21 protein-coding genes and 1 pseudogene are annotated in these 20,108 nt (G+C 34.6%); 20 read left to right on the forward strand and 2 right to left on the reverse strand.

Features of this window, described 5'->3' with window-relative positions; translation table 11 throughout:
* Positions 1 to 4: 4 nt before the first annotated feature.
* The 20 genes and pseudogenes from nuoL to IPM14_15475 all read left to right on the forward strand — a co-directional run bounded on the left by nuoL (position 5) and on the right by IPM14_15475 (position 19,419).
* Positions 5 to 1,945: an NADH-quinone oxidoreductase subunit L gene (gene nuoL / locus IPM14_15380; protein MBK9099462.1), complete on the forward strand. Its 1,941-nt coding sequence runs from the start codon at positions 5 to 7 to the stop codon at positions 1,943 to 1,945.
* A 19-nt stretch (positions 1,946 to 1,964) separates the two neighbouring features.
* Positions 1,965 to 2,474 (forward strand): NADH-quinone oxidoreductase subunit J, encoded by a 510-nt coding sequence (locus IPM14_15385; GenBank protein ID MBK9099463.1) that lies wholly within the window; start codon positions 1,965 to 1,967, stop codon positions 2,472 to 2,474.
* 17 nt (positions 2,475 to 2,491) lie between these two features.
* The gene (gene nuoK / locus IPM14_15390; protein MBK9099464.1) at positions 2,492 to 2,791 is read left to right on the forward strand and encodes an NADH-quinone oxidoreductase subunit NuoK; all 300 of its coding nucleotides are present in this window, start codon (positions 2,492 to 2,494) and stop codon (positions 2,789 to 2,791) included.
* 87 nt (positions 2,792 to 2,878) lie between these two features.
* On the forward strand, positions 2,879 to 4,483 hold the full coding sequence (locus tag IPM14_15395; GenBank protein ID MBK9099465.1) for an NADH-quinone oxidoreductase subunit M: 1,605 nt from the start codon (positions 2,879 to 2,881) through the stop codon (positions 4,481 to 4,483).
* Positions 4,484 to 4,677: 194 nt separating this feature from the next.
* A complete protein-coding gene (locus IPM14_15400) occupies positions 4,678 to 5,829 on the forward strand; it encodes a trypsin-like peptidase domain-containing protein (protein ID MBK9099466.1) in 1,152 nt (383 codons plus the stop codon).
* A gap of 64 nt (positions 5,830 to 5,893) precedes the next feature.
* Positions 5,894 to 7,156, forward strand: coding sequence for an MFS transporter (locus IPM14_15405; protein MBK9099467.1), 1,263 nt, complete (start codon positions 5,894 to 5,896; stop codon positions 7,154 to 7,156).
* Between the two features lie 450 nt (positions 7,157 to 7,606).
* Positions 7,607 to 7,987, forward strand: coding sequence for a hypothetical protein (locus tag IPM14_15410; protein MBK9099468.1), 381 nt, complete (start codon positions 7,607 to 7,609; stop codon positions 7,985 to 7,987).
* A 78-nt stretch (positions 7,988 to 8,065) separates the two neighbouring features.
* Positions 8,066 to 8,449 (forward strand): DUF302 domain-containing protein, encoded by a 384-nt coding sequence (locus IPM14_15415; GenBank protein MBK9099469.1) that lies wholly within the window; start codon positions 8,066 to 8,068, stop codon positions 8,447 to 8,449.
* A 38-nt stretch (positions 8,450 to 8,487) separates the two neighbouring features.
* Positions 8,488 to 8,703: an SHOCT domain-containing protein gene (locus IPM14_15420; protein ID MBK9099470.1), complete on the forward strand. Its 216-nt coding sequence runs from the start codon at positions 8,488 to 8,490 to the stop codon at positions 8,701 to 8,703.
* A gap of 28 nt (positions 8,704 to 8,731) precedes the next feature.
* Positions 8,732 to 9,364: a methyltransferase domain-containing protein gene (locus IPM14_15425; protein ID MBK9099471.1), complete on the forward strand. Its 633-nt coding sequence runs from the start codon at positions 8,732 to 8,734 to the stop codon at positions 9,362 to 9,364.
* The gene (locus IPM14_15430; protein ID MBK9099472.1) at positions 9,361 to 10,947 is read left to right on the forward strand and encodes a multicopper oxidase domain-containing protein; all 1,587 of its coding nucleotides are present in this window, start codon (positions 9,361 to 9,363) and stop codon (positions 10,945 to 10,947) included. The genes IPM14_15425 and IPM14_15430 overlap by 4 nt, the downstream gene beginning before the upstream one ends.
* A 246-nt stretch (positions 10,948 to 11,193) precedes the next feature.
* Complete coding sequence (locus IPM14_15435; GenBank protein MBK9099473.1) at positions 11,194 to 11,436, forward strand: thioredoxin family protein; 243 nt, start codon at positions 11,194 to 11,196, stop codon at positions 11,434 to 11,436.
* 128 nt (positions 11,437 to 11,564) lie between these two features.
* Positions 11,565 to 12,782, forward strand: coding sequence for a permease (locus IPM14_15440; GenBank protein ID MBK9099474.1), 1,218 nt, complete (start codon positions 11,565 to 11,567; stop codon positions 12,780 to 12,782).
* Positions 12,783 to 12,977: 195 nt separating this feature from the next.
* Positions 12,978 to 13,670, forward strand: a complete 693-nt coding sequence (locus IPM14_15445; GenBank protein MBK9099475.1) for a hypothetical protein — start codon at positions 12,978 to 12,980, stop codon at positions 13,668 to 13,670.
* Between the two features lie 39 nt (positions 13,671 to 13,709).
* Positions 13,710 to 14,150: a YHS domain-containing protein gene (locus IPM14_15450; protein MBK9099476.1), complete on the forward strand. Its 441-nt coding sequence runs from the start codon at positions 13,710 to 13,712 to the stop codon at positions 14,148 to 14,150.
* Positions 14,125 to 16,388: pseudogene (locus IPM14_15455) on the forward strand (copper-translocating P-type ATPase). The gene IPM14_15450 and the pseudogene IPM14_15455 overlap by 26 nt, the downstream one beginning before the upstream one ends.
* Positions 16,389 to 16,407: 19 nt before the next feature.
* Positions 16,408 to 16,785: a cupredoxin domain-containing protein gene (locus tag IPM14_15460; protein ID MBK9099477.1), complete on the forward strand. Its 378-nt coding sequence runs from the start codon at positions 16,408 to 16,410 to the stop codon at positions 16,783 to 16,785.
* On the forward strand, positions 16,743 to 17,240 hold the full coding sequence (locus IPM14_15465) for a YHS domain-containing protein (protein ID MBK9099478.1): 498 nt from the start codon (positions 16,743 to 16,745) through the stop codon (positions 17,238 to 17,240). The genes IPM14_15460 and IPM14_15465 overlap by 43 nt, the downstream gene beginning before the upstream one ends.
* Before the next feature lie 16 nt (positions 17,241 to 17,256).
* Positions 17,257 to 17,733, forward strand: coding sequence for a hypothetical protein (locus IPM14_15470; protein MBK9099479.1), 477 nt, complete (start codon positions 17,257 to 17,259; stop codon positions 17,731 to 17,733).
* Between the two features lie 360 nt (positions 17,734 to 18,093).
* The gene (locus tag IPM14_15475) at positions 18,094 to 19,419 is read left to right on the forward strand and encodes a T9SS type A sorting domain-containing protein (GenBank protein ID MBK9099480.1); all 1,326 of its coding nucleotides are present in this window, start codon (positions 18,094 to 18,096) and stop codon (positions 19,417 to 19,419) included.
* 157 nt (positions 19,420 to 19,576) lie between these two features.
* Here IPM14_15475 and IPM14_15480 read toward each other — a convergent pair whose 3' ends face one another.
* Both IPM14_15480 and IPM14_15485 read right to left on the reverse strand, forming a co-directional pair.
* A complete protein-coding gene (locus IPM14_15480; GenBank protein MBK9099481.1) occupies positions 19,577 to 19,849 on the reverse strand; it encodes a hypothetical protein in 273 nt (90 codons plus the stop codon).
* A 78-nt stretch (positions 19,850 to 19,927) separates the two neighbouring features.
* A complete protein-coding gene (locus tag IPM14_15485) occupies positions 19,928 to 20,101 on the reverse strand; it encodes a hypothetical protein (protein MBK9099482.1) in 174 nt (57 codons plus the stop codon).
* Positions 20,102 to 20,108 lie beyond the last annotated feature (7 nt).

Consider the following 20,108-nt stretch of genomic DNA (forward strand, 5'->3'; position numbering starts at 1 on the left):
TATTATGATTGATATAATTTACTTGACAATCATTCTTCCACTTCTTGGATTTCTGGTCAATGGATTGTTTGGAAGAAAAATAAAAAGAGAAAATATAATTGGAACAATCGGCAGCGGCGTAATCGGTCTTTCATTTCTAATTGCTGTTGGCGCTTTGATAGAAACCATTTCACTTCCGGTTGATAAGCGGTTAAACATTGTAACTCTTTTCGATTGGATAAAGACAGGCGGAATAAGTTTAAGCATTTCTTACCAGGTTGACCAGCTTTCTCTTGTAATGGCTTTAATTGTAACCGGTGTTGGCTTCATCATTCACGTTTATTCAATCGGTTATATGCACGGGGATAAAAGTTTCTGGAGATTCTTTGCTTATATGAATCTATTTGTATTCTTTATGATGAACTTAATTCTCGCAGATAATTTTCCTTTTTTATTTATAGGATGGGAAGGTGTTGGGTTAAGCTCCTTTTTGTTAATTGGATTTTGGTATGAAAAGAAATTTGAGAAAAGCACAACATCTGCTGCAGCACTAAAGGCATTTGTTGTTAATAGGGTTGGTGATGTTGGTTTTCTGCTGGGTATGTTTCTTATCTACTCAACATTTGGTTCGTTGACTTTTACAGAAGTTTTTTCACGTGCAGTTACTTTTAATGTGCCGGAATATATTTTTGGTTTTATTGCAGTCTTTTTACTCATTGGTGCAGTAGGAAAGTCTGCACAAATTCCTCTCTTTGTCTGGCTTCCCGATGCGATGGCGGGTCCTACTCCGGTATCAGCGCTTATTCACGCAGCAACGATGGTAACAGCGGGAGTTTATCTGCTTGCACGTACTAATATTATTTATGCTTCAGCACCATCAATTATGCTGGTTGTTGCAGTGATAGGAATTTCAACTGCATTCTTTGCCGCGACAGTTGGAATTGTTCAGAATGATATTAAAAAAGTTTTAGCTTATTCAACAATAAGCCAGCTTGGGTATATGTTTCTCGCTATGGGTGCGGGTGCTTTTTCTTCCGGTATTTTTCATTTGATGACTCACGCATTTTTCAAAGCTTTATTATTTCTCGGAGCTGGTTCTGTTATTCACTCAATGCACGATGTTCAGGATATGAGAAAATTCGGCGGATTGAAAAAGTATATGCCGGTAACTTCTTTAACATTTCTTATTGCGTCAGCAACCATTTCTGGAATACCGCCGCTTTCCGGTTTCTTTAGTAAGGATGAAATACTCTGGTATTCATTTATGAATATTGGTTTTCTTGTTTGGCTTCTGGGAATAATCACAGCAGCGTTCACGGCTATTTATATTTTCAGAATTTACTTTATGACTTTTGAAGGAAAAGAAACGTATGATCATAACAAAATTCATCCCCACGAATCTCCCAAAGTTATGACAATACCATTGATTGCTCTTGCGGTTCTTTCAGCAGTTGGCGGTTTTATTGGGCTTCCGGAAATCATTTCAGGTGAAAATGGAAATGTTCTTCATAACTGGCTGGCACCGGTTTTCAAATCCTCTGAAAGAAAACTGATGCAGTTTAATTCTTTCTCACATTTAACCGAACATCTTTTAATGTTTATATCCGTTGCAGTTGCTCTTTCAGCAATTCTTTACACCGGCTTTGTTTATTTGAGGAAACCGGGAATAGCTTTGAGAACTTCTGTTCGGTTTAAAAGATTATATAATCTTTTGTTGAATAAATATTTTGTTGATGAAGTTTACGATGCCACAATTGTTAATCCCGTAGTTAAAGGTTCACAAAATATTCTTTGGAAAATTACAGATAATAAATTAATTGATGGTTTTGTTAATGGAATAGGGAAACTAATTAATATCATCTCTGCATCAATAAGAAAAATACAAACCGGAGTTGTGCAAGATTATGCAATACTAATGGCAATCGGAATTTTAGCTGCTCTTCTCTGGTTATTAGTTGGCTTATGAAAAGGAGGAATAAATTAAAATGAATGTTGAGCAAATCTTTTTGTTATTTGTCGATGCAGTGCTTATCGGCTCTGCAATTTATATGATTATAGCACGTAATATGGTTATGAGTGTGTTAAGTATGATTGTGAGTTTTGTTTCACTAGCGATATTATATCTCACACTTGGCGCACAATTTATAGCCGTTACACAAATTATAGTATACGCCGGTGGAATTATGGTGTTATTCCTTTTTGTAATTATGCTGTTGAATATTAAAGAAAAAGAGCACCCAAAAGGAGGAAAATTAAGAGTGTGGCTTTCCATTACAATCGGTATTGGAATTCTTATCGAAATAATAGCAGTTGTTGCATCATCAGTTAGCAGCAAGATTTCATCATTACCTCCGGATGCTGCTAAAACAGGGACTGTGGAATCTGTCGGAACAGTTCTATACACCACATATTTGCTTCCGTTTGAAGCAGTATCTTTTCTTCTTCTTGCTGCAACTATCGGCGCGTTAGTCTTGGCAAAAAAGAAATTTCCATAATACAAAAAGGAGTGAATATGCCTTTAAACTATTATTTAATACTTGGTGGAATACTTTTTACAATTGGTGTTGTTGGAGTTTTGACTCAACGAAATGCAATAATGGTTTTTATGTGTATTGAATTAATGTTGAATGCAGCAAACTTAACCTTTGTTGCCTTCTCAGCTTTTCTAAACGATGTGACCGGGCAAATATTTGTGTTTTTTGTAATGGCTGTAGCTGCGGCTGAAGCGGCGGTAGGATTAGCAATCATTGTTGCAATCTTTCGTAACAAGCTTACGGTGAACATCAATGAAATAAATATATTGAAATGGTAAGGAATATATTAGAATGAGCAAAATTCTAAAGTCATATTGAGAAAAAATTTCACTGAAATAGTTATCTAAAAACTAAATGGAATGATAATGCAATATCAATTCTTAGAAATCGGATATCTAACCTGGATCACTTTTCTTCCTCTAATAGGTATGGTCGTTGTGATGCTGATTCCAAGAAGTAAGACAAATACAGTTAAATGGACTGTGCTGATAACAACAATGCTTCAACTTGTTGTTGCAGTATTTATCTGGATAAATTTTGACCCGTCTCTTACCGGCATAAATGATCCTAATGGATTCCAGTATATAGAGAAAGCCAGGTGGATTGATATAGAAGGTTTTGCGTGGATAGGTAACGTAGCTATTGATTACTTCGTGGGAATTGATGGTCTTGCTTTACCAATGATTATGCTTACAGCTATTATTTCATTCATCGGAGTTATTGCTTCCTGGAATATCAATAAATCAATAAAAGGATATTTTGCTCTTTATCTTATGCTCGATACTGGAATGATGGGAGTCTTTGTTGCGCTCGACTTTTTTCTATTTTATCTTTTCTGGGAATTAACTCTCCTTCCAATGTATTTTCTGATTGGTATTTGGGGCGGTCCCAGACGCGAATATGCAGCTATTAAATTTTTCATCTATACTCTGCTTGGTTCAGTCCTAATTTTACTTGTAATTATAGGATTATATGCTAGTGTTAGAGTGCTCGATCCAATTTCCGGGCTTAACATTCATACCTTTAATATGCTTGATATGATGAATCCCAAAAATTTTGTACCTGGTTCTTTACTTGCGGGGATTGGAACATATTGGAGATCCGTTGCCTTTATTGCATTGTTTATTGGTTTTGCTATAAAGGTTCCTGTATTTCCTTTCCACACCTGGCTGCCGGATGCTCACGTTGAAGCTCCCACAGCAATTAGCGTTATACTTGCGGGTGTTTTATTAAAGCTGGGCGGCTACGGCTTATTAAGAATCAGTTACTCAATCTTTCCTGATATGATGCTTAGTTACGCTTTCCCTATGGCATTACTAGGAATGATAAATATAATCTATGGTGCTTTCTGCGCTATGGCTCAGAAAGATTTTAAAAAGATGATTGCATACTCGAGTATAAGCCATATGGGAATAGTTCTTATTGGAATTTCAGCACTAAATTCAATGGGAGTAATCGGCGGTGTTATTCAAATGTTTAACCACGGCATTGTTACGGCTATGCTGTTCTTAATAGTAGGAGTAATTTATGACAGGACACATACACGTGGTATGGACGATTTTGGCGGATTAGCTAAGCAAATGCCTGTTTATACCGGTGTTACCACTATTGCCTTTTTTGCTGCAATAGGTTTACCTGGTCTTAATGTATTTGTAAGCGAGCTCTTCTCATATATTGGTGCATTTCAATCATTCTTTTGGATTGCAATTTTATCCACCACAGGAATTGTTTTAGGTGCAGCTTATATGTTAGGTGGCTTTCAGCGTATTTTCTTTGGGCAACTTCCTGATAAATGGAATACACTGACCGATGTTGATAAAAGAGAAACTATTATGTTCGTGCCACTTATAATAATTATAATATTACTTGGTGTATACCCATCAATTATTATTGATCCGATAAATTCTTCATTAAACCATTTTGTTGATTTCGTTCAAAAAACGGGTATAGGTTTAGTAGTTACTAAATAGTGAGAAAAAATATGGCGGATGATCAAAATACAAAATCAGAAAAGGGCTCCTTACTAATTATTATTTTGGTTACACTTGGTCTGATTGCTCTCGCATTCGTCATTCTATTTTTGATTTTAACTCCAGTACCTCATTAATTGTGTGAAGTATCCGGAGTAAATTATCATCAAGCTTGACTAAATAAAGGTGTGATTATGTCAAATTATCAAAATACAAAACTAAATAAAGCTTACTTATTAATTATTTTCATAGCCGCATTGTTAGGAGCTGCAACCGGCGGTTTCATTGTTTATTGGATAACTTCCTCAAACTCTGCAAACCAAACTTTCGTAAATAATGATAAAGTAAAAATACTTCCCCAACATATAGAATCACTTCCCACTGTTGATGTTGAAACTGCTGTAACGCGTGCTGTTGAAAAGGTGAGTCCGGCTGTTGTTACAGTAATAAATAATTTAACTGAAGTAAGGAGAGGTTTCTTTGGAAGTCAAAGAATTCAAAGGAGAGGTTTCGGATCAGGTGTTATTGTTTCAGAAGATGGTTATATAATTACCAATAATCACGTAGTTGAGGGATTTAATTCTCTTGAAGTAATATTAAGTGACGGAAAAACTCTTCTCGCTGAATATATCGGCGGTGATAAGTTTGCAGATGTTGCAGTTATTAAAGTTGAAGGTAGCTGGAACAATTTTGCTCAATTAGGGAACTCTGATATACTTAAGCCGGGTGAAACTGTCATCGCTATGGGCTCACCACTTGGTGAGTTTCAAAATACTGTTACTGTGGGAGTAGTAAGCGCACTCGGTAGAGCTATAGAAACATCACAACAATTTTCGATGGAAGATTTAATTCAAACTGATGCAGCAATTAACCGCGGCAACTCCGGCGGTCCTTTGGTAAACTTAGCCGGACAGGTTGTTGGGATAAATACTTTGATAGTAAGAGGCAGCGGTTATTCCGGGGATATCGCTGAAGGGCTTGGTTTTTCAATAGCATCCAATACTGTTGATGCTGTGGCTAAGCAGCTTATAGCGCAAGGTTATGTAGCAAGACCTTACCTCGGAATAAACTGGCTGCCAATTAATCCGCCGTTAGCTGAAAGATATTCTTTGCCCACAGAATGGGGAGTTTATATTTCAGAAATCAGCCAGAGTTCACCAGCATATAAAAGTGGACTTAGAATCAACGATATTATTACGCAAATAGCCGATGAAGAAATAAATGAAAAGAATCCATTCATTAATATTTTATTAAAGCACAAGCCGGGTGAAAAAGTAAAAGTAAAGTATTACAGAGATGATAATGAAAAAAGTGCTGTGGTAACCTTAGGTAAAGCAGAGAGATAAAAATGGAATATTGGAGTAATGGAGTAATGGAATTATATCCGCTGCTTAAAAGAAAAAATGACAAATGAATAAAAATCTTTTCTATATCTATCTCTCAATTTTTTTAGTTTATGTTGGATACGGATTGACTCTTCCATTACTTCCATTCTTTGTAGAACGAATGTCATCGTCTGTAATGAGTCAGGAAGATGTTTCACTACATGTTGGAATGATAACCGGAATATTTGCATTGATGCAGGTTTTGTTTGCACCTCTTTGGGGAAAGTTTTCGGATAATATTGGAAGGAAACCATTATTTTCTATCGGCTTAATTGGCACTGCATTATCAATCTTTATTTTTGGAATAAGCAGCAATTTATACTGGCTTTATTCATCAAGAATGTTGGGTGGAATATTTTCTGCGGCTGTAATTCCGGTTGCAAGCTCTTATGTATCCGATTTATCTCCCATAGAAAACAGGGGGAAAGTGTTAGCGTGGATTGGAGGTGCAAGTGCAATAGGTGCAACTGTTGGTCCGGCAGCAGCATCTTTTCTTTCCAATATTAATTTACCGGTTTATTCCGTTTCTAATTTTTCTTTTGATGAATTCTCTATTCCGTTTACTTCAATATCAATACTGTTGGGCTTCAACTTATTTTTAATAAAACAATTACCGGAAATTTCAAATATAGATTCTTCAGGTTTTGCCGTTTCAATTCCTAAAAAAGTTGATCCCGGCAAGTCGAGAGAAATCCCGTTCAGCGGGGAAGAGGTAAGCATTTTTAGTATTGTTAAGAGTATAAGATTTCTTTTAATACTTTCTTTCGTAAGCCAGTATTCGTTAATGTTGTTTGAAGCAACCTTTTCACTGCACGCAAAATATTTGATTAACTACGGCACACTGGAGCTTGGAATAATATATAGTTTTTGCGGAGGAATAATGGGGATAGCTCAAAGTTTTTTTATAGGGCACTTAATTGATAAAAAAGGAGAAAAAGTTTTGATGCCCTTTGGCTTCTTGCTAACCGCTGTTGGAATTTTTTCTCTTATGTTATTTGAAAATTTATTTCTAATCATATTAAGTGTTACTATACTTTCGGTAGGCATTTCTTCAATTACTCCTTCACTTTCCTCATTAATAACAAAAAAATTTCCTCAAAATACAGGTTCTGCCTTAGGCGTTCAGAATTCTGTTGATAATCTTGGTAAAGGAATTGGAGCAATATTGGGAGGGATACTTTTTGCACTGAATATTCATTTGCCATTTTTATCTGCGGGAGTGCTGCTGTTAATAATAGCTTTTAGATTGTTTAGAAATTTTAATAATTATAAATCTGGGAGAGCTTGATAAATTTGCCATCACTCAATTGCAATATTAACAAGTGAAAATTCTCAGATTCTTCCGGTATGATGAAGATGTGCAAAATGATGATGGATAATCCTGAAATGCACAAAATGATGATGCAAATGATGCATAATAAAGGAATGATGCAATAGGATATGATGAAAGATTCGACTAAGAAAAAATCAGATCACGAATCTCATCACTGAATAAATAATTAACAGTAATTATAAATGTGAGAAAATAATATGTTAAAGGAAGTAAATGCTTGCAAGTCAACACAGAAAAGTAATATGTAAGTATTAAAAATATTTCAGAAAGATAGGCACCGGTTAACAGTTTCCAAATGGCAATACTTGTGAATCGTCTTTGGCTTTAATAATAATTTTAAGTAACGTGATTTTTAGACAGGCTTAATGACTTATTATTTTTGACTAAATCAGAAAAGGTGATTTTATGATGCTTAAAATAATATTCCTCGTAACTTTTTTATTTTCTATATCGTTTCTGTTCTTATCGTGTAGCAGTGAAACAGATTATGATTCGATGTTTCATAATCCTGAAGCTCATGATAAAATAATGACTCAGATGATGGATAATGAAGATTGGAGACATGATTATATTGATCAAATGATGAAAAAAAATGATACCCGTCAATATATGATGAAACAGATGTTTGATCATGTCCGGGGAGATTCGCTTATGATGAAAGAAATGTTTGATATGATGGCTCAGTATCCAGTTATGATGAACCATATGCAGAATTATATGCAGAGTGGTGATATGATGGGTAATACAATGTGGGAGGGGCGAATGATGGGAAGAGATAAAAAATAAATTTCTTATTTGATCCAAATGGACAATTATGCTAATCAAATTATTAGAAAATTAGGTAATTATAGAAGGAGAGATAAAATGTCTTACTATTTTTTAAAAAAACTTCAATTGCAGTTTGAAGACGCAATTGAAAAAGTAACCGAAGCTTTAAAGCAAGAAGGATTTGGAATACTTACTGAAATTGATGTAAAGGAAACATTAAAGAAAAAATTAGACGTGGATTTTCGTCCTTACAAAATTCTTGGTGCCTGCAACCCGCCCTTTGCGCACAAAGCGCTTGAAGCAGAAAATAAAATAGGCACTATGCTTCCCTGCAATGTAATTGTTCAGCAACTTGAAGGCGGAGTTGAGGTTGCGGCTGTAGACCCGGTTGCCTCTATGGTGGCAGTGAAAAATGATCAGCTGAACGAAATAGCCTCAACTATACGGAATAAACTCAGGAGTGTAATAGAAAGTTTATAAAAACTTAAAACTGTTAGTCATTTTAAAGGAGTAAAATTATGATGAACGGATTTGGCGGAATGTGGTTCGGTTGGATTTTCTGGATAATTATAATCGGTTTGGTAATTTATTTAATAGTAAGATTCACAAACCAAAAAAACAGCGGAACCGGACAAATTAGCAATGAAACACCGCTCGATGTATTAAAGAAACGATATGCACGCGGAGAAATATCTAAAGAAGAATTTGATAGTATGAGGAAGGATTTACAGTAATTATTCCTCTATTAATTTAAAGCTTATTATGTCTGATGATAAAAAAACAGAAAAAATAAAACATCGGTACAACAGGATTTCAAATTTATTTGATCTCGTTGAAAAACCGATGGAGAATATGTTTTCGAAACACCGGAAAGAAATGCTTACTAATGCTAACGGCAAAGTCCTGGAAGTAGGAGCCGGAACAGGTAAGAATTTTAAATATTACCCTGATAATGTTGAGGTTACTGCTATAGACTTTAGCCCGAAGATGGTTAAGATTGCATCATCAAAAGCTGCAGTGCAAAAAAATATAAAGAATGTTTTAGAAATGGATGTTGAGCATATGACTTTTAAGGATAATACCTTTGATACGGTTGTAACCTCATGTGTATTCTGTTCTGTTCCCCATCCGGTACAAGGACTAAAAGAAATCAGAAGAGTGTGTAAGAAGGGAGGCAAAATTTTAATGCTTGAACATGTAAAAAGCAATAAGCCGGTCATTGCCCCGTTAATGGATATTCTAAATCCTATTCCCCTTCATATATATGGTGCAAATATTAATCGTGATACGATTAAGTATCTCCGCAAAGCCGGTTTTGAGAGTATGTCTGTCAAGAATCTTTGGCTTGATATTTTGAAACTGATAATTATAACAAATAATAAAGTGTTAGTATGAAAAACTTAAAAGTAAGCAGGAAAAAATTTTTGAAATTCACGGGAGGGTCAACAACGCTTCTATTCCTACCAAATTTTTTTCTTAATGCGTGCGAAAACGAAGCAGAACCCAACCGCAAAGCAGATCCCAGCTTTACACCCGATATAGAAATAGAGTTAACAGCCCATGAAACCAGTGTACCGATTTTACCGGGCAATAAAACAAAAGTATGGAAGTATTCCGCTTCAGTTATTAAAGGAAGAAAGGATTCCGTGCAAATATTAGATAATAATTATCTGGGTCCTATTTTCCGATTAAATAAAGGTGAAAAGATAAGAGTAATCTTTAAGAACGAAGTCGACGAAATAACGATAGTTCACTGGCACGGCTTGCATGTTCCTCCGGAAATGGATGGTCATCCCAAATACGTAATCGATAAAGGTGAAAAGTATGTTTATGAGTTTGAGGTTAAAGATCGCGCCGGTACCTATTGGTTTCATCCTCATCCGCATGAATTAACAGGACCACAAGTTTACAGTGGTTTAGCCGGACTCTTCATCATTTCCGAAAAAGAAGAAAAGAAATTAAATCTTCCTTCCGGCGATGATGAAATACCAATTATTATTCAAGACAGAACATTTGATAACGAGAATCAACTTGTTTATTTGAATTATCCAATGGATAGAATGATGGGTTTCCTGGGTGACGAAATTATTATTAACGGTAAACAGAATTTTTCACTTAATCTTGATACAAAAGCTTACAGAATGCGGTTACTGAATGGATCAAATTCCAGAATTTATAAACTTGCTTGGAGCGACGGCACTCCTTTGACAGTAATCGGAACAGACGGTGGACTGCTTGAAAAACCGGTACAAAAAGATTACTTAACATTCGGACCTGCAGAAAGATTTGATATCATTGTTGATCTATCAAATAAAGAACCGGGAGATAAGATCAAACTTGTTAGTCTCCCCTTCCCGTCAACTTTTTCCGGTATGGGCGGCATGATGCGCGGAATGATGGGAGGCAATAATAATATTAATGATATGGGAACAAGACTGGAATTATTTTCAATTGATATAGAAAAGAAAGTTAATCAACAATTTAATTTACCTTCCAAACTCTCTGCAATAAAGAAAGCAGATCCTCCAAAAGCAGTTAATTTTGATAATCCACGTAAATTCGTTTTCGGCATGGGCGGTCATATGAGATGGACTATTAACAACAAAACATTCGAAATGACCGAAGTAGCCGATTGGGAGAAAGTAAAATTAAATACTACTGAAATCTGGGAGTTCATTAACGGCGGAGGAGGACGCGGTATGATGGGTGGTATGATGCAGATGCCTCATCCCGTTCATATCCACAGTTTACAGTTCAAAATTATTGAGCGAATTAATGATGGCGGTTTTAGTGAATCTTTCAATTCACTTAAGGATGGTTTCGTTGATGAAGGATGGAAGGATAGTTTTTTACTTTTACCTGGTACAAAAGTTAAAGTTTTGTTGAGATTTGAAGATTTTAAAGGAATGTACTTATATCACTGCCATAATCTGGAACACGAAGACATGGGAATGATGAGAAATTATTTAATCGAATAATTATATATTTAAGAAAAAATTGAATAACAAGAAATTTAATTAAATCGAGTTGACCAGTGTCAAGATAAGGTGTTGAGAGGATGCCAATAGAGAAACGGTTACAAATATAGAGTGTTTTATCATTATCATCGGGATTAATCACAGTGTTAGTGAGACTTAAAAACTTAAGTAATTAACTGTTTTAATAGTTTTTGAATATTTGGGGTCAACTTACGTTACTTCTATTTTTAATTTAACGGAGAAAAAATGGAAATATTAATTTTAGCAACGAAAGATTGCTCACACAGACCAATTTTAGAAAAAAAACTTAAGGAGATGAGTGTTAATTATCAGTTGAAATTTGTTGAAGACGATTCCAAAGCTGTAGACGAATATCAGATTCGGAATTCCCCAAATATAATTATTGATGGTAAGGTTGTCTTTCGCGCATCTCCAGAGGCATCATTACCTACAGATGAGGAATTGAAGAATTATCTTAAAGGGAAATGACTTATAGTACTGTAAGAACTTCATTGGAAATCTAACCCGATTTTTTGACAAATAAATATTAACACTGATTTTATTTTTATTCATATTTATAGAACAAACTATTTACATAAGAAATTCAGGAAAAACTAATGGAAGATTCTGTACAATCATTTTGGCAAATGTACGGTGAAGCAGTAAAAACTTCATTGGGATTTTTTTGGAAAGCCGGTTGGGCTTTTATTTTAGGTTATGGAATAAGTGCTATGATTCAGGCTTTTATTCCTAAAGGAAAACTTACCCCATATATGGGCAAAGCAAACTTTAAAAGTGTTTCCATTTCTACAATTTTTGGCTCTGCTTCTTCGTCTTGTTCATTTGCGGCACTCGCTGCTGCACGAGCATTATTTATGAAGGGTGCTCATTTTGTTTCCACAGTTGCTTTTATGTTTGCTTCAACTAATCTTGTAATTGAACTCGGTATTTTAATACTCATTTTTCTTGGTTGGCAGTTTCTTGCTGCTGAAATCATAGGGGGTTTATTATTAATTATAATAAGTTCGTTATTAATTAAACTAACTTATCCTAAAAAATGGATAGAAGCAGCAAAGGAAAAAGTTAAAGCGCAGAATGTTGCTGGGGAAGATAATTTTGATTGGAAAAAAAGAATTCGTTCGAAGAGTGGGTGGTATTTAGTTGGTAATAAATTTGTGTCTGATTGGAAAATGGTGTGGGAAGAAATATTAATCGGATTTACGATTGCAGGTTTTATAGCAGTGTTTGTTCCTGCTTCTGTCTGGGGAATAATATTTCTTCAGGGAATGGAAAATGAATTACCAACCTGGCTCATAACTGTTGAAAATGCTCTAGTTGCACCTTTTGTTGCTGCTGCTACATTTATCGGTTCGATGGGTAATATTCCACTTGCCACTGTTTTAAATAGTAATGGAATTCTCTTTGTTGGTATCATGGGTTTTATTTATTCTGATTTAATGGTTCCGCCACTGGTAATGATAAATGCAAAATATTACGGTAAAAGAGTTGCTTTATATATTGCTTTTATAATGTACATAAGTATTGTAACAACTGCACTCATACTTCACTATCTATTTGCCCTCCTTTCATTGACTCCACAGAGTTCTAAAAGAATAGATGATATCTCACAGTTTGCATTTGATTATACCTTCTATTTGAATGTAATATTTGTAGCTGTAACAGTTGTTTTTATTTGGCTTTCAAAAAAACACAAAGAAACTATGGATACATCAAAACCTATGAAGATGGAAGGAAGTTCTGTATACAAAAGAATTGTTGCTCTTTCTTTTACAGCAATTTTAATAGTTGGTATTTTTATTTACCTGTTAAAATAAATCAAAACAGGTAAAAACAATTTTGTATTTATAATAAAGATCACATTTAACATTCTTAAAAATTTTTAAGATTTTTAAATCCTCTCCACTCAATAGTGTTCATTAAAGGCTGAGAATGAGCTTTTTCAATGGCATCTCTATTGTCTTATTCTAACCAACGATCCAATAAATTTAAAAATCAAAAGGAGCTTAAAAATGTTTCAAATAAAAAATTTCTCAGCTATAGCAATACTTGCAATTGCAGGTATATTGCTTATATCAATTCCTGTTTTCTCTCATGGGGCTAGTGAAAACAGTGATCAATGTGGTCAATATACATTTAATACCGATCAACTAACTAAGGAACAAGCTGAAAAAATTGACCAGATAAATGTGAAGTATAGTGAAAAAACTCTCTCACTCCGTCAGGAACTTAACCTGTTAAAGACAAAGGCGTACAATTATAGTCTGAATGAAAAAATTGATCTAAACGAGGTCAAGGGTTTCCGTCAGAAAATACGTGATGTAAGGGGAAAGCTTGATGATCTTCGTATAGATGAGCTGGCAGAAATAAACAAAGTATTGCCGGAAGATCAGCAGATAAACTTTGAAGTATATCTGAATCAATACACTAAATATTCCACCACTGAAATGATGAATAGTTGTAAAATGATGGACAACATGTCAGGAAAAGGTTCGCATGGAATGATGGGCAATATGATGCAGATGAGTGACAACAATATGATTATGAACAAATGCAGTAAGATGAGGGGTAGCGATGAATCACAGCGGGAAATAATGATGGGTGATAAAAGTAAAAGAATGATGAACTGTGGAATGATGAGTCAAAATACCGGCAGTGATTCTGATAGCAATATGAACGATTCAGATCATGAATCTCATCATTAAAAAATCACCAACTCTAATTATTGAAAGGAGTATAATTATATGACACACGATCCGGTATGTGGAATGGAAGTGAAAACACCCTCGGAATATTATATTGATTTGGATGGTAAACGATATGAGTTCTGTTCTGAAAATTGCCAGAATAAATTTGCCCTCGATCTGAACAGTTACATTGAAAAAATGAATAAAGTTGAACCAACATACAGAACAACTAGTGATGGAATAGAAAAACTTACTTTACCAATAAATGGTTTGCACTGCACTTCGTGTGTAAATACAATTGAAAAAGAAGTAAAGAAGTTGCCTGGTATTAGAGTAGCTCGTGTTAATTATGCAACAGAGATGGCACACGTTGAATATATGAACGGTGAAACAGCATCGAAGAGATTATCGGGGCAATTAAAAAGCCGGCTATCAGACAGGACAGTCAACTCTGAAGATAGGAATAAGAGGAATGTATTGCGGATCGTGTGTCTCTAAAATTGAAAAAGAATTGAAGCAAAAAAGTGGAGTTATTTCTGCAAGTGTTGATCTTGGAACTGAATCGGCAATTATAAAATACGTACCTGGTTTAATACAACTTGACGATTTAAAGATGTAATTGAAAAACTCGGCTATGAAACTTATCCCATTCAAGGGTTCAAACAAGAAAAGAAAACTATAGAAAAAGAAACTAAAGGAAAGGTTGAAGAACCGGTTGATGAAAACCAGCTTGCACGCGAAAAAGAATATAAAACTTTGATGAGGAAATTTATTTTTGCATCAATTGTTTCTCTGCCGGTCATTCTTTTCAGTTACCCTAAACTGTGGGGCTTACCTGCTGAGTTTCAAAAAGGCACTGATTTACTTATGTATATATGGATGGGAATGGGAATCCTTACAATTCCGGTTCTATTATGGTCGGGCTCGCAATTCTTTACAGGTGCCTGGGCTGCCTTTAAAAACCGTTCTGCTAATATGCACACACTTATTGCAATTGGAATTTCCGCTGCCTGGGTATATTCTACTGTTGCGGTTCTGTTACCGGATATCTTTCCGGAGGCTGAATTGGCTGAAGTATTTTATGATGTAACTGCTGTTGTAACGGCATTGGTTGTATTAGGAATGGCTTTGGAAATAAAAGCAAAAGGAAGAAGCTCGGAGGCAATTAAAAAACTAATAGGATTGCAGGCAAAGACTGCACGTGTTCAAAGAAATGGAAGGGAAACTGATATTCCTATTGAAGAAGTAGTGCTCGATGATATAATAATTGTAAGACCCGGCGAAAAGATTCCAGTGGATGGAGTCATTATTGACGGTTCCTCTTCTGTAGATGAATCAATGTTAACAGGCGAATCTATCCCTGTTGAAAAACGCACAGGTGATGAAGTAATTGGTGCATCTATAAACAAAACCGGTTCATTCAAGTTTAAAGCAACAAAAGTTGGAAAAGATACTGCTCTTGCTCAAATTATTCAGATGGTCGAACAAGCTCAAAGTTCAAAAGCACCGATACAGAGAGTGGTAGATAATGTTTCCGGGTATTTTGTTCCGACAGTAATTATTCTTGCAATTCTTTCATTTGTTATCTGGTATGTATTTGGCCCTGTTCCTCAATTAATTTATGCTTTGATTGTTTTTGTGACTGTTCTTGTAATTGCCTGCCCGTGTGCACTTGGTTTGGCAACACCGATTTCTTTAATGGTTGGTGTTGGCAAAGGTGCTGAAAACGGAATTTTAATCAGAAGTGGTGAAGCTTTGGAAACTGCACAAAAATTAGACTCAATAGTTTTAGACAAAACAGGAACTATAACCGAAGGAAAACCTTCTCTAACTGATGTGATTACTTCAAACGGATTTAAGGAAGATGAGGTGTTAGCACTTAGTGCAAGCGTTGAGAGATCTTCAGAACATCCATTGGCAGAAGCCATTGTAAGAGGTGCTGAGGATAAAAATCTAACCCTTAATGATCCGAAAGAATTTAACGCAGTTCCAGGCCACGGTGTTGAAGCAAATGTTAATGGAAGAAAAGTCCTCCTTGGAAATCTTAAAATGATGAACAAATTTTCTATACAACTTAATGGCTTGGAAGAAAAGAGCCGTAAGCTTGCCGATGAAGGAAAAACACCGATGTTTGTTTCAATTGATAATAAAGCTGCCGGTATAATTGCTGTTGCAGATATTATTAAACCGGATTCAAAAGAAGCAATTACACAGCTTAAAAAGCTTGGTTTGGAAGTAGTAATGATTACCGGTGACAACAGCAGAACTGCAAATGCAATTGGAAAGCAAGTAGGTATTGATAGAGTTCTTGCGGAAGTTCTTCCTGAAGATAAAGCCTTCAACGTGCAGAAACTTCAAAATGAAGGGAAGAAAGTTGCAATGGTTGGCGATGGAATAAACGATGCACCAGCTTTAGCTCAGGCAGATATTGGTTTGGCTATAGGAACCGGAACTGATGTGGCAATTGAAGCTTCTGATATCACTTTAATTAAAGGAAGTCTTAAAGGAGTTGTTCTGGCTATTCAGCTTTCAAAAGCAACTATGAAAAATATAAAAGAAAATTTATTCGGCGCATTCTTTTACAACGGACTCGGATTGCCAATTGCCGCCGGATTGCTGTATCCATTTTTCGGATTATTGCTTTCCCCACTTATTGCCGCAGCAGCGATGGCATTTAGCTCAGTTACGGTTGTAAGCAATGCAAATAGGTTAAGAAGATTTAAAGCGAAAGTATAGCGAGAAAGGAAATTATAAAATGGCACTCGATCAAATATTAGTAATTATAGGTGGACTTACTTTATCAACGTGGGTTGCCTGGTATTTCTGGTTTTCAGAAAAGAAAGCAGTAAAAATTCAGACTGCAGAAGGCGGGATTCAGGAAGCTATAATAAAAGTAAAAGGCGGCTATATGCCGGATGTTTTGATTTTTGAATCGGGCAAACCAATAAAATTAAATTTTATAAGAGAAGAAACAGCCGCCTGTACAGAAGAGGTTGTTTTCTCTGATTTTAATAAAAAAGCAACTCTTACACCATTTAAAACAATTCCGGTCGAATTGAAAATTGATAAACCGGGTGAATATGGATTTCAATGTGGAATGGGAATGGTAAAAGGGAAATTGATTGTGCAATAAATTCCCTTTTACTGAGTATTTCCCTGGAAGGTGATGATAAAATGAATCAGGAAAATTTTATACGTGATGTTGTTTGTGGGATGTATTTAATAACTACTGAAGGATGTAAGGTTAGTGATGTAAATGGTGAGAAATATTATTTCTGTTGTGAGACTTGTAAAGAGGAGTTCGATAAAAATATGGATAAGTATATTGATGGCATTCCAGCAAACAAAAAGGGTGAGAAAAATCCTAGTAAAGTTGAATGGGAAAGAGATCCTGTTTGTGGGGAGAGAATCAATATAAATGATGCAAAAGGTATGAGTATCTATAAAAACGAGAAATACTATTTCTGCTGTATAACCTGCAAAAAAGTCTTTGATAATAATCCAGCTGCTTATGCTGATAAAGAAGAAGGATACTTTGATCCGAATAATCCAAATGATTTCTTAGATGGAAGATTCAGGATACTTTAAATAATTGCAACTAATTATGAAAGCAACCAAAAATAATAATTTTGAAGATATTGTTAAGCTTGTAACAGAATCAAAATTTTTCAGTACGTATAATACTCGCAATATTAATAATCAGCATTTAAGACAAATATATCTTAGAACAATTGATTTGCCATTAAAATTAAAATTCTATGCTAACAAACAGAACATTTTTACACTCGAAGAGTTATTAAATACAGCAACCAATTCGATTTTAAGAAATAGGAATATTGGAGAGAGAACTATAGTAAAATCGAGAATAATAATACTTGAAAATCTAAAGAAGATAAAAGATTGCTTAGTAGCAACAGAACCAAAAGAGTTTTTAACTACATTTACGGATACAGACTGTTTTGTGGGGAAATACTTCCCATTACTTAGAGATAATTTCGCAACAACACAAATATATTTTAATCTGGCTAGCCAGGATATATCTTACATTAAACTACCTAAATTTATTAAACAAGCATTTTGAAAAAAGAAAAAAATAAAATGCATACTTGATTTACTCAATGTTGATTATAACGAACTTATTAAGGAACCAATGATCGGGCGTATGACAATTAGAAAACTTCAGACAGAGATTGTTGATCTTTTGAATTTAAGAAAAGTCATATTCCTCAGTTAAGTCGGTAATAAATGAGTAATATATCTGCGTAACATTTTATTATTCAATTTCAATATTGCTGTCTACTAGTTCTAATTTTGTTTATTGAAGAAGTACAAATTAAATTATTTTATAAAAAGACCTTTATCTCTCACAATTTTTCCATTTGTAATTTTATTAATAATTGTTAAGTTGAAAACAAGTGCAAACATAAATTGCTATTATAAGATGAAAACAAAAATAATTTCTTTTAGCTTGCTGCTATTTATAATTGCAACCCCAACCAAATCCCAGGAATGGGAGTTTGTCGGTTTGGATTCAATGATTATTTACGGATTAGAAGTAAGAGGGGATACTATCTGGGCAGGTACACGCGATCTTTCAATTAACGATAATTCAGGATTATATAAGTCAATTGATCAAAGTCAAACTTGGGAAAAACTTGATAGTTCATTGGGCAATAAGACTGTAACTTTATTTTCAATAGATAAAAATAACAGTTCAAAAATTTTCATTTTAAAACCATATTATCAAACAGGATATTTATTTAGAACAACGAATAATGGTTTAAGCTGGGATTCAATTGGGACTCCGGGAGATGCACCTATTACAGATTTTATTATTTCGCCTATAGACCCAAACGAATATTATGTAATAACTCATACCCGTGGTCATGAATGGGAAACCATTGAATTGTTCTATAAAACAACAGATGCTGGAAATTATTGGGAATACAAATGCTGTCCCGGCGAACAAGAATTCGGAATAGTAATGACTTTTGCTTTAGATAAAATAAATCCTAATACTCTTTACATTAGTGGAGCTTCAGCAGGAGAATTTTTTAGACGCAGTACGGACAGAGGTAATACATGGCAAAACTTATCGGGACCGCAAGTATCATTAGTATTTGTTGACATTGTTATACCTGACCGAATTTATCTATTTGGTTATCAACATATAAAGTATTCAAATGATGGTGGTATCACATGGTATGATATGGGAGGTGAGTTTACATCAAATGCAGTATTTATGTCTTTTTATCAGGATGAAAAAACATCTGTGCTTTATGCTTTGACGGATGAAGGATTATTTTATTCTGATAATGAACTTCTATTCTGGAGATTAATTCCTGGTTCAGAAAATTTACCTGTGATTCAGCCAATAAACTATTCCAGCACCATTAGAAATATTTCAACTGATAATAATTTCATATATACAGGTTCAGCAAGCGGTATTTACAAAACGGATTTTGTAACGGGAATTGATTATCATTCAAATTATATTTTCCCAACTGAATACCAACTTAGTCAAAACTATCCCAATCCTTTTAATCCTGTAACAACAATAAATTATTCTGTGCCCAGTGCTTCGAATGTCAGTTTCATTGTATATGATGTTATAGGCGGAGAAGTAAAAACACTTGTAAATGGTGAAAAACTACCCGGAAATTATAATGTTCAGTTTGATGGATCAGAACTACCAAGCGGCGTTTACTTCTATACTCTAAAAGCTGGTGGTTTTGTTGATTCTAAGAAAATGGTATTGCTTAAATAGACCGTTTTATATCTCAAATAAAGTGTGGTACAATTTTATATTTACTTTAATGGAATAACAGTCAAGTATTTTTTAGGTGCAAATTCAAAATGCAATCGATTCTTAAATCAAATTTTTTTATTAAAAAATATTCAAGCTAAAGGAGGGATTTCCCTCCCTATTCAAGATCAAGATTTGAATACAACTTGATATCAGTGAACCTTCCGAAGTTATTCTTTAATCGAAACGTTCCATTCTTATCAGGTAATCCAAGCTCAACTGCTATCCTTCTACCTAACTCAAGTGTAATCTCTGCGTAATAAGTTTCAACTAGCGGGTTTATTTCAGTAAGCTGAATAATAACATATCCATTCTCTTCATTCCAGCTGATATTATTTGTTGAACTACAGCTAATCAATAGTATAAGCACTAATGAAAATAAATATTTCATTACATCTCCTTTGTTTATTAAATAAAAATGCCAGACTAATTGCCTGGCATTATCGATTGAATATTCTGAACGAATCTTTCAGTTTAGTGAGAACTCTCTTTTTTTTAGCTCTGTTTCATAGAACTCAATGACAGGCTCTTCGCCTTTCTTCCTTTTATCCAGATTGATAATGATTACTTTGATATTCTTAGCTTCAGTCTTGAGCTCTGTAATCCTGCCATCTTCAATGAACACATATATTTCTTCTGGCATATTTGCC

It is taken from the genome of bacterium, from assembly GCA_016716565.1.
Classification (GTDB): domain Bacteria; phylum Bacteroidota; class Ignavibacteria; order Ignavibacteriales; family Ignavibacteriaceae; genus IGN2.

Excerpts from the sequence above, each read along its gene's own strand:
- nuoL (MBK9099462.1), top strand. The coding sequence starts at position 5 with ATGATTGATATAATTTACTTGACAATCATTCTTCCACTTCTTGGATTT.
- IPM14_15385 (MBK9099463.1), top strand. The coding sequence starts at position 1,965 with ATGAATGTTGAGCAAATCTTTTTGTTATTTGTCGATGCAGTGCTTATC.
- nuoK (MBK9099464.1), top strand. The coding sequence starts at position 2,492 with ATGCCTTTAAACTATTATTTAATACTTGGTGGAATACTTTTTACAATT.
- IPM14_15395 (MBK9099465.1), top strand. The coding sequence starts at position 2,879 with ATGCAATATCAATTCTTAGAAATCGGATATCTAACCTGGATCACTTTT.
- IPM14_15400 (MBK9099466.1), top strand. The coding sequence starts at position 4,678 with ATGTCAAATTATCAAAATACAAAACTAAATAAAGCTTACTTATTAATT.
- IPM14_15405 (MBK9099467.1), top strand. The coding sequence starts at position 5,894 with ATGAATAAAAATCTTTTCTATATCTATCTCTCAATTTTTTTAGTTTAT.
- IPM14_15410 (MBK9099468.1), top strand. The coding sequence starts at position 7,607 with ATGATGCTTAAAATAATATTCCTCGTAACTTTTTTATTTTCTATATCG.
- IPM14_15415 (MBK9099469.1), top strand. The coding sequence starts at position 8,066 with ATGTCTTACTATTTTTTAAAAAAACTTCAATTGCAGTTTGAAGACGCA.
- IPM14_15420 (MBK9099470.1), top strand. The coding sequence starts at position 8,488 with ATGATGAACGGATTTGGCGGAATGTGGTTCGGTTGGATTTTCTGGATA.
- IPM14_15425 (MBK9099471.1), top strand. The coding sequence starts at position 8,732 with ATGTCTGATGATAAAAAAACAGAAAAAATAAAACATCGGTACAACAGG.
- IPM14_15430 (MBK9099472.1), top strand. The coding sequence starts at position 9,361 with ATGAAAAACTTAAAAGTAAGCAGGAAAAAATTTTTGAAATTCACGGGA.
- IPM14_15435 (MBK9099473.1), top strand. The coding sequence starts at position 11,194 with ATGGAAATATTAATTTTAGCAACGAAAGATTGCTCACACAGACCAATT.
- IPM14_15440 (MBK9099474.1), top strand. The coding sequence starts at position 11,565 with ATGGAAGATTCTGTACAATCATTTTGGCAAATGTACGGTGAAGCAGTA.
- IPM14_15445 (MBK9099475.1), top strand. The coding sequence starts at position 12,978 with ATGTTTCAAATAAAAAATTTCTCAGCTATAGCAATACTTGCAATTGCA.
- IPM14_15450 (MBK9099476.1), top strand. The coding sequence starts at position 13,710 with ATGACACACGATCCGGTATGTGGAATGGAAGTGAAAACACCCTCGGAA.
- IPM14_15460 (MBK9099477.1), top strand. The coding sequence starts at position 16,408 with ATGGCACTCGATCAAATATTAGTAATTATAGGTGGACTTACTTTATCA.
- IPM14_15465 (MBK9099478.1), top strand. The coding sequence starts at position 16,743 with ATGTGGAATGGGAATGGTAAAAGGGAAATTGATTGTGCAATAAATTCC.
- IPM14_15470 (MBK9099479.1), top strand. The coding sequence starts at position 17,257 with ATGAAAGCAACCAAAAATAATAATTTTGAAGATATTGTTAAGCTTGTA.
- IPM14_15475 (MBK9099480.1), top strand. The coding sequence starts at position 18,094 with ATGAAAACAAAAATAATTTCTTTTAGCTTGCTGCTATTTATAATTGCA.
- IPM14_15480 (MBK9099481.1), bottom strand. The coding sequence starts at position 19,849 with ATGAAATATTTATTTTCATTAGTGCTTATACTATTGATTAGCTGTAGT.
- IPM14_15485 (MBK9099482.1), bottom strand. The coding sequence starts at position 20,101 with ATGCCAGAAGAAATATATGTGTTCATTGAAGATGGCAGGATTACAGAG.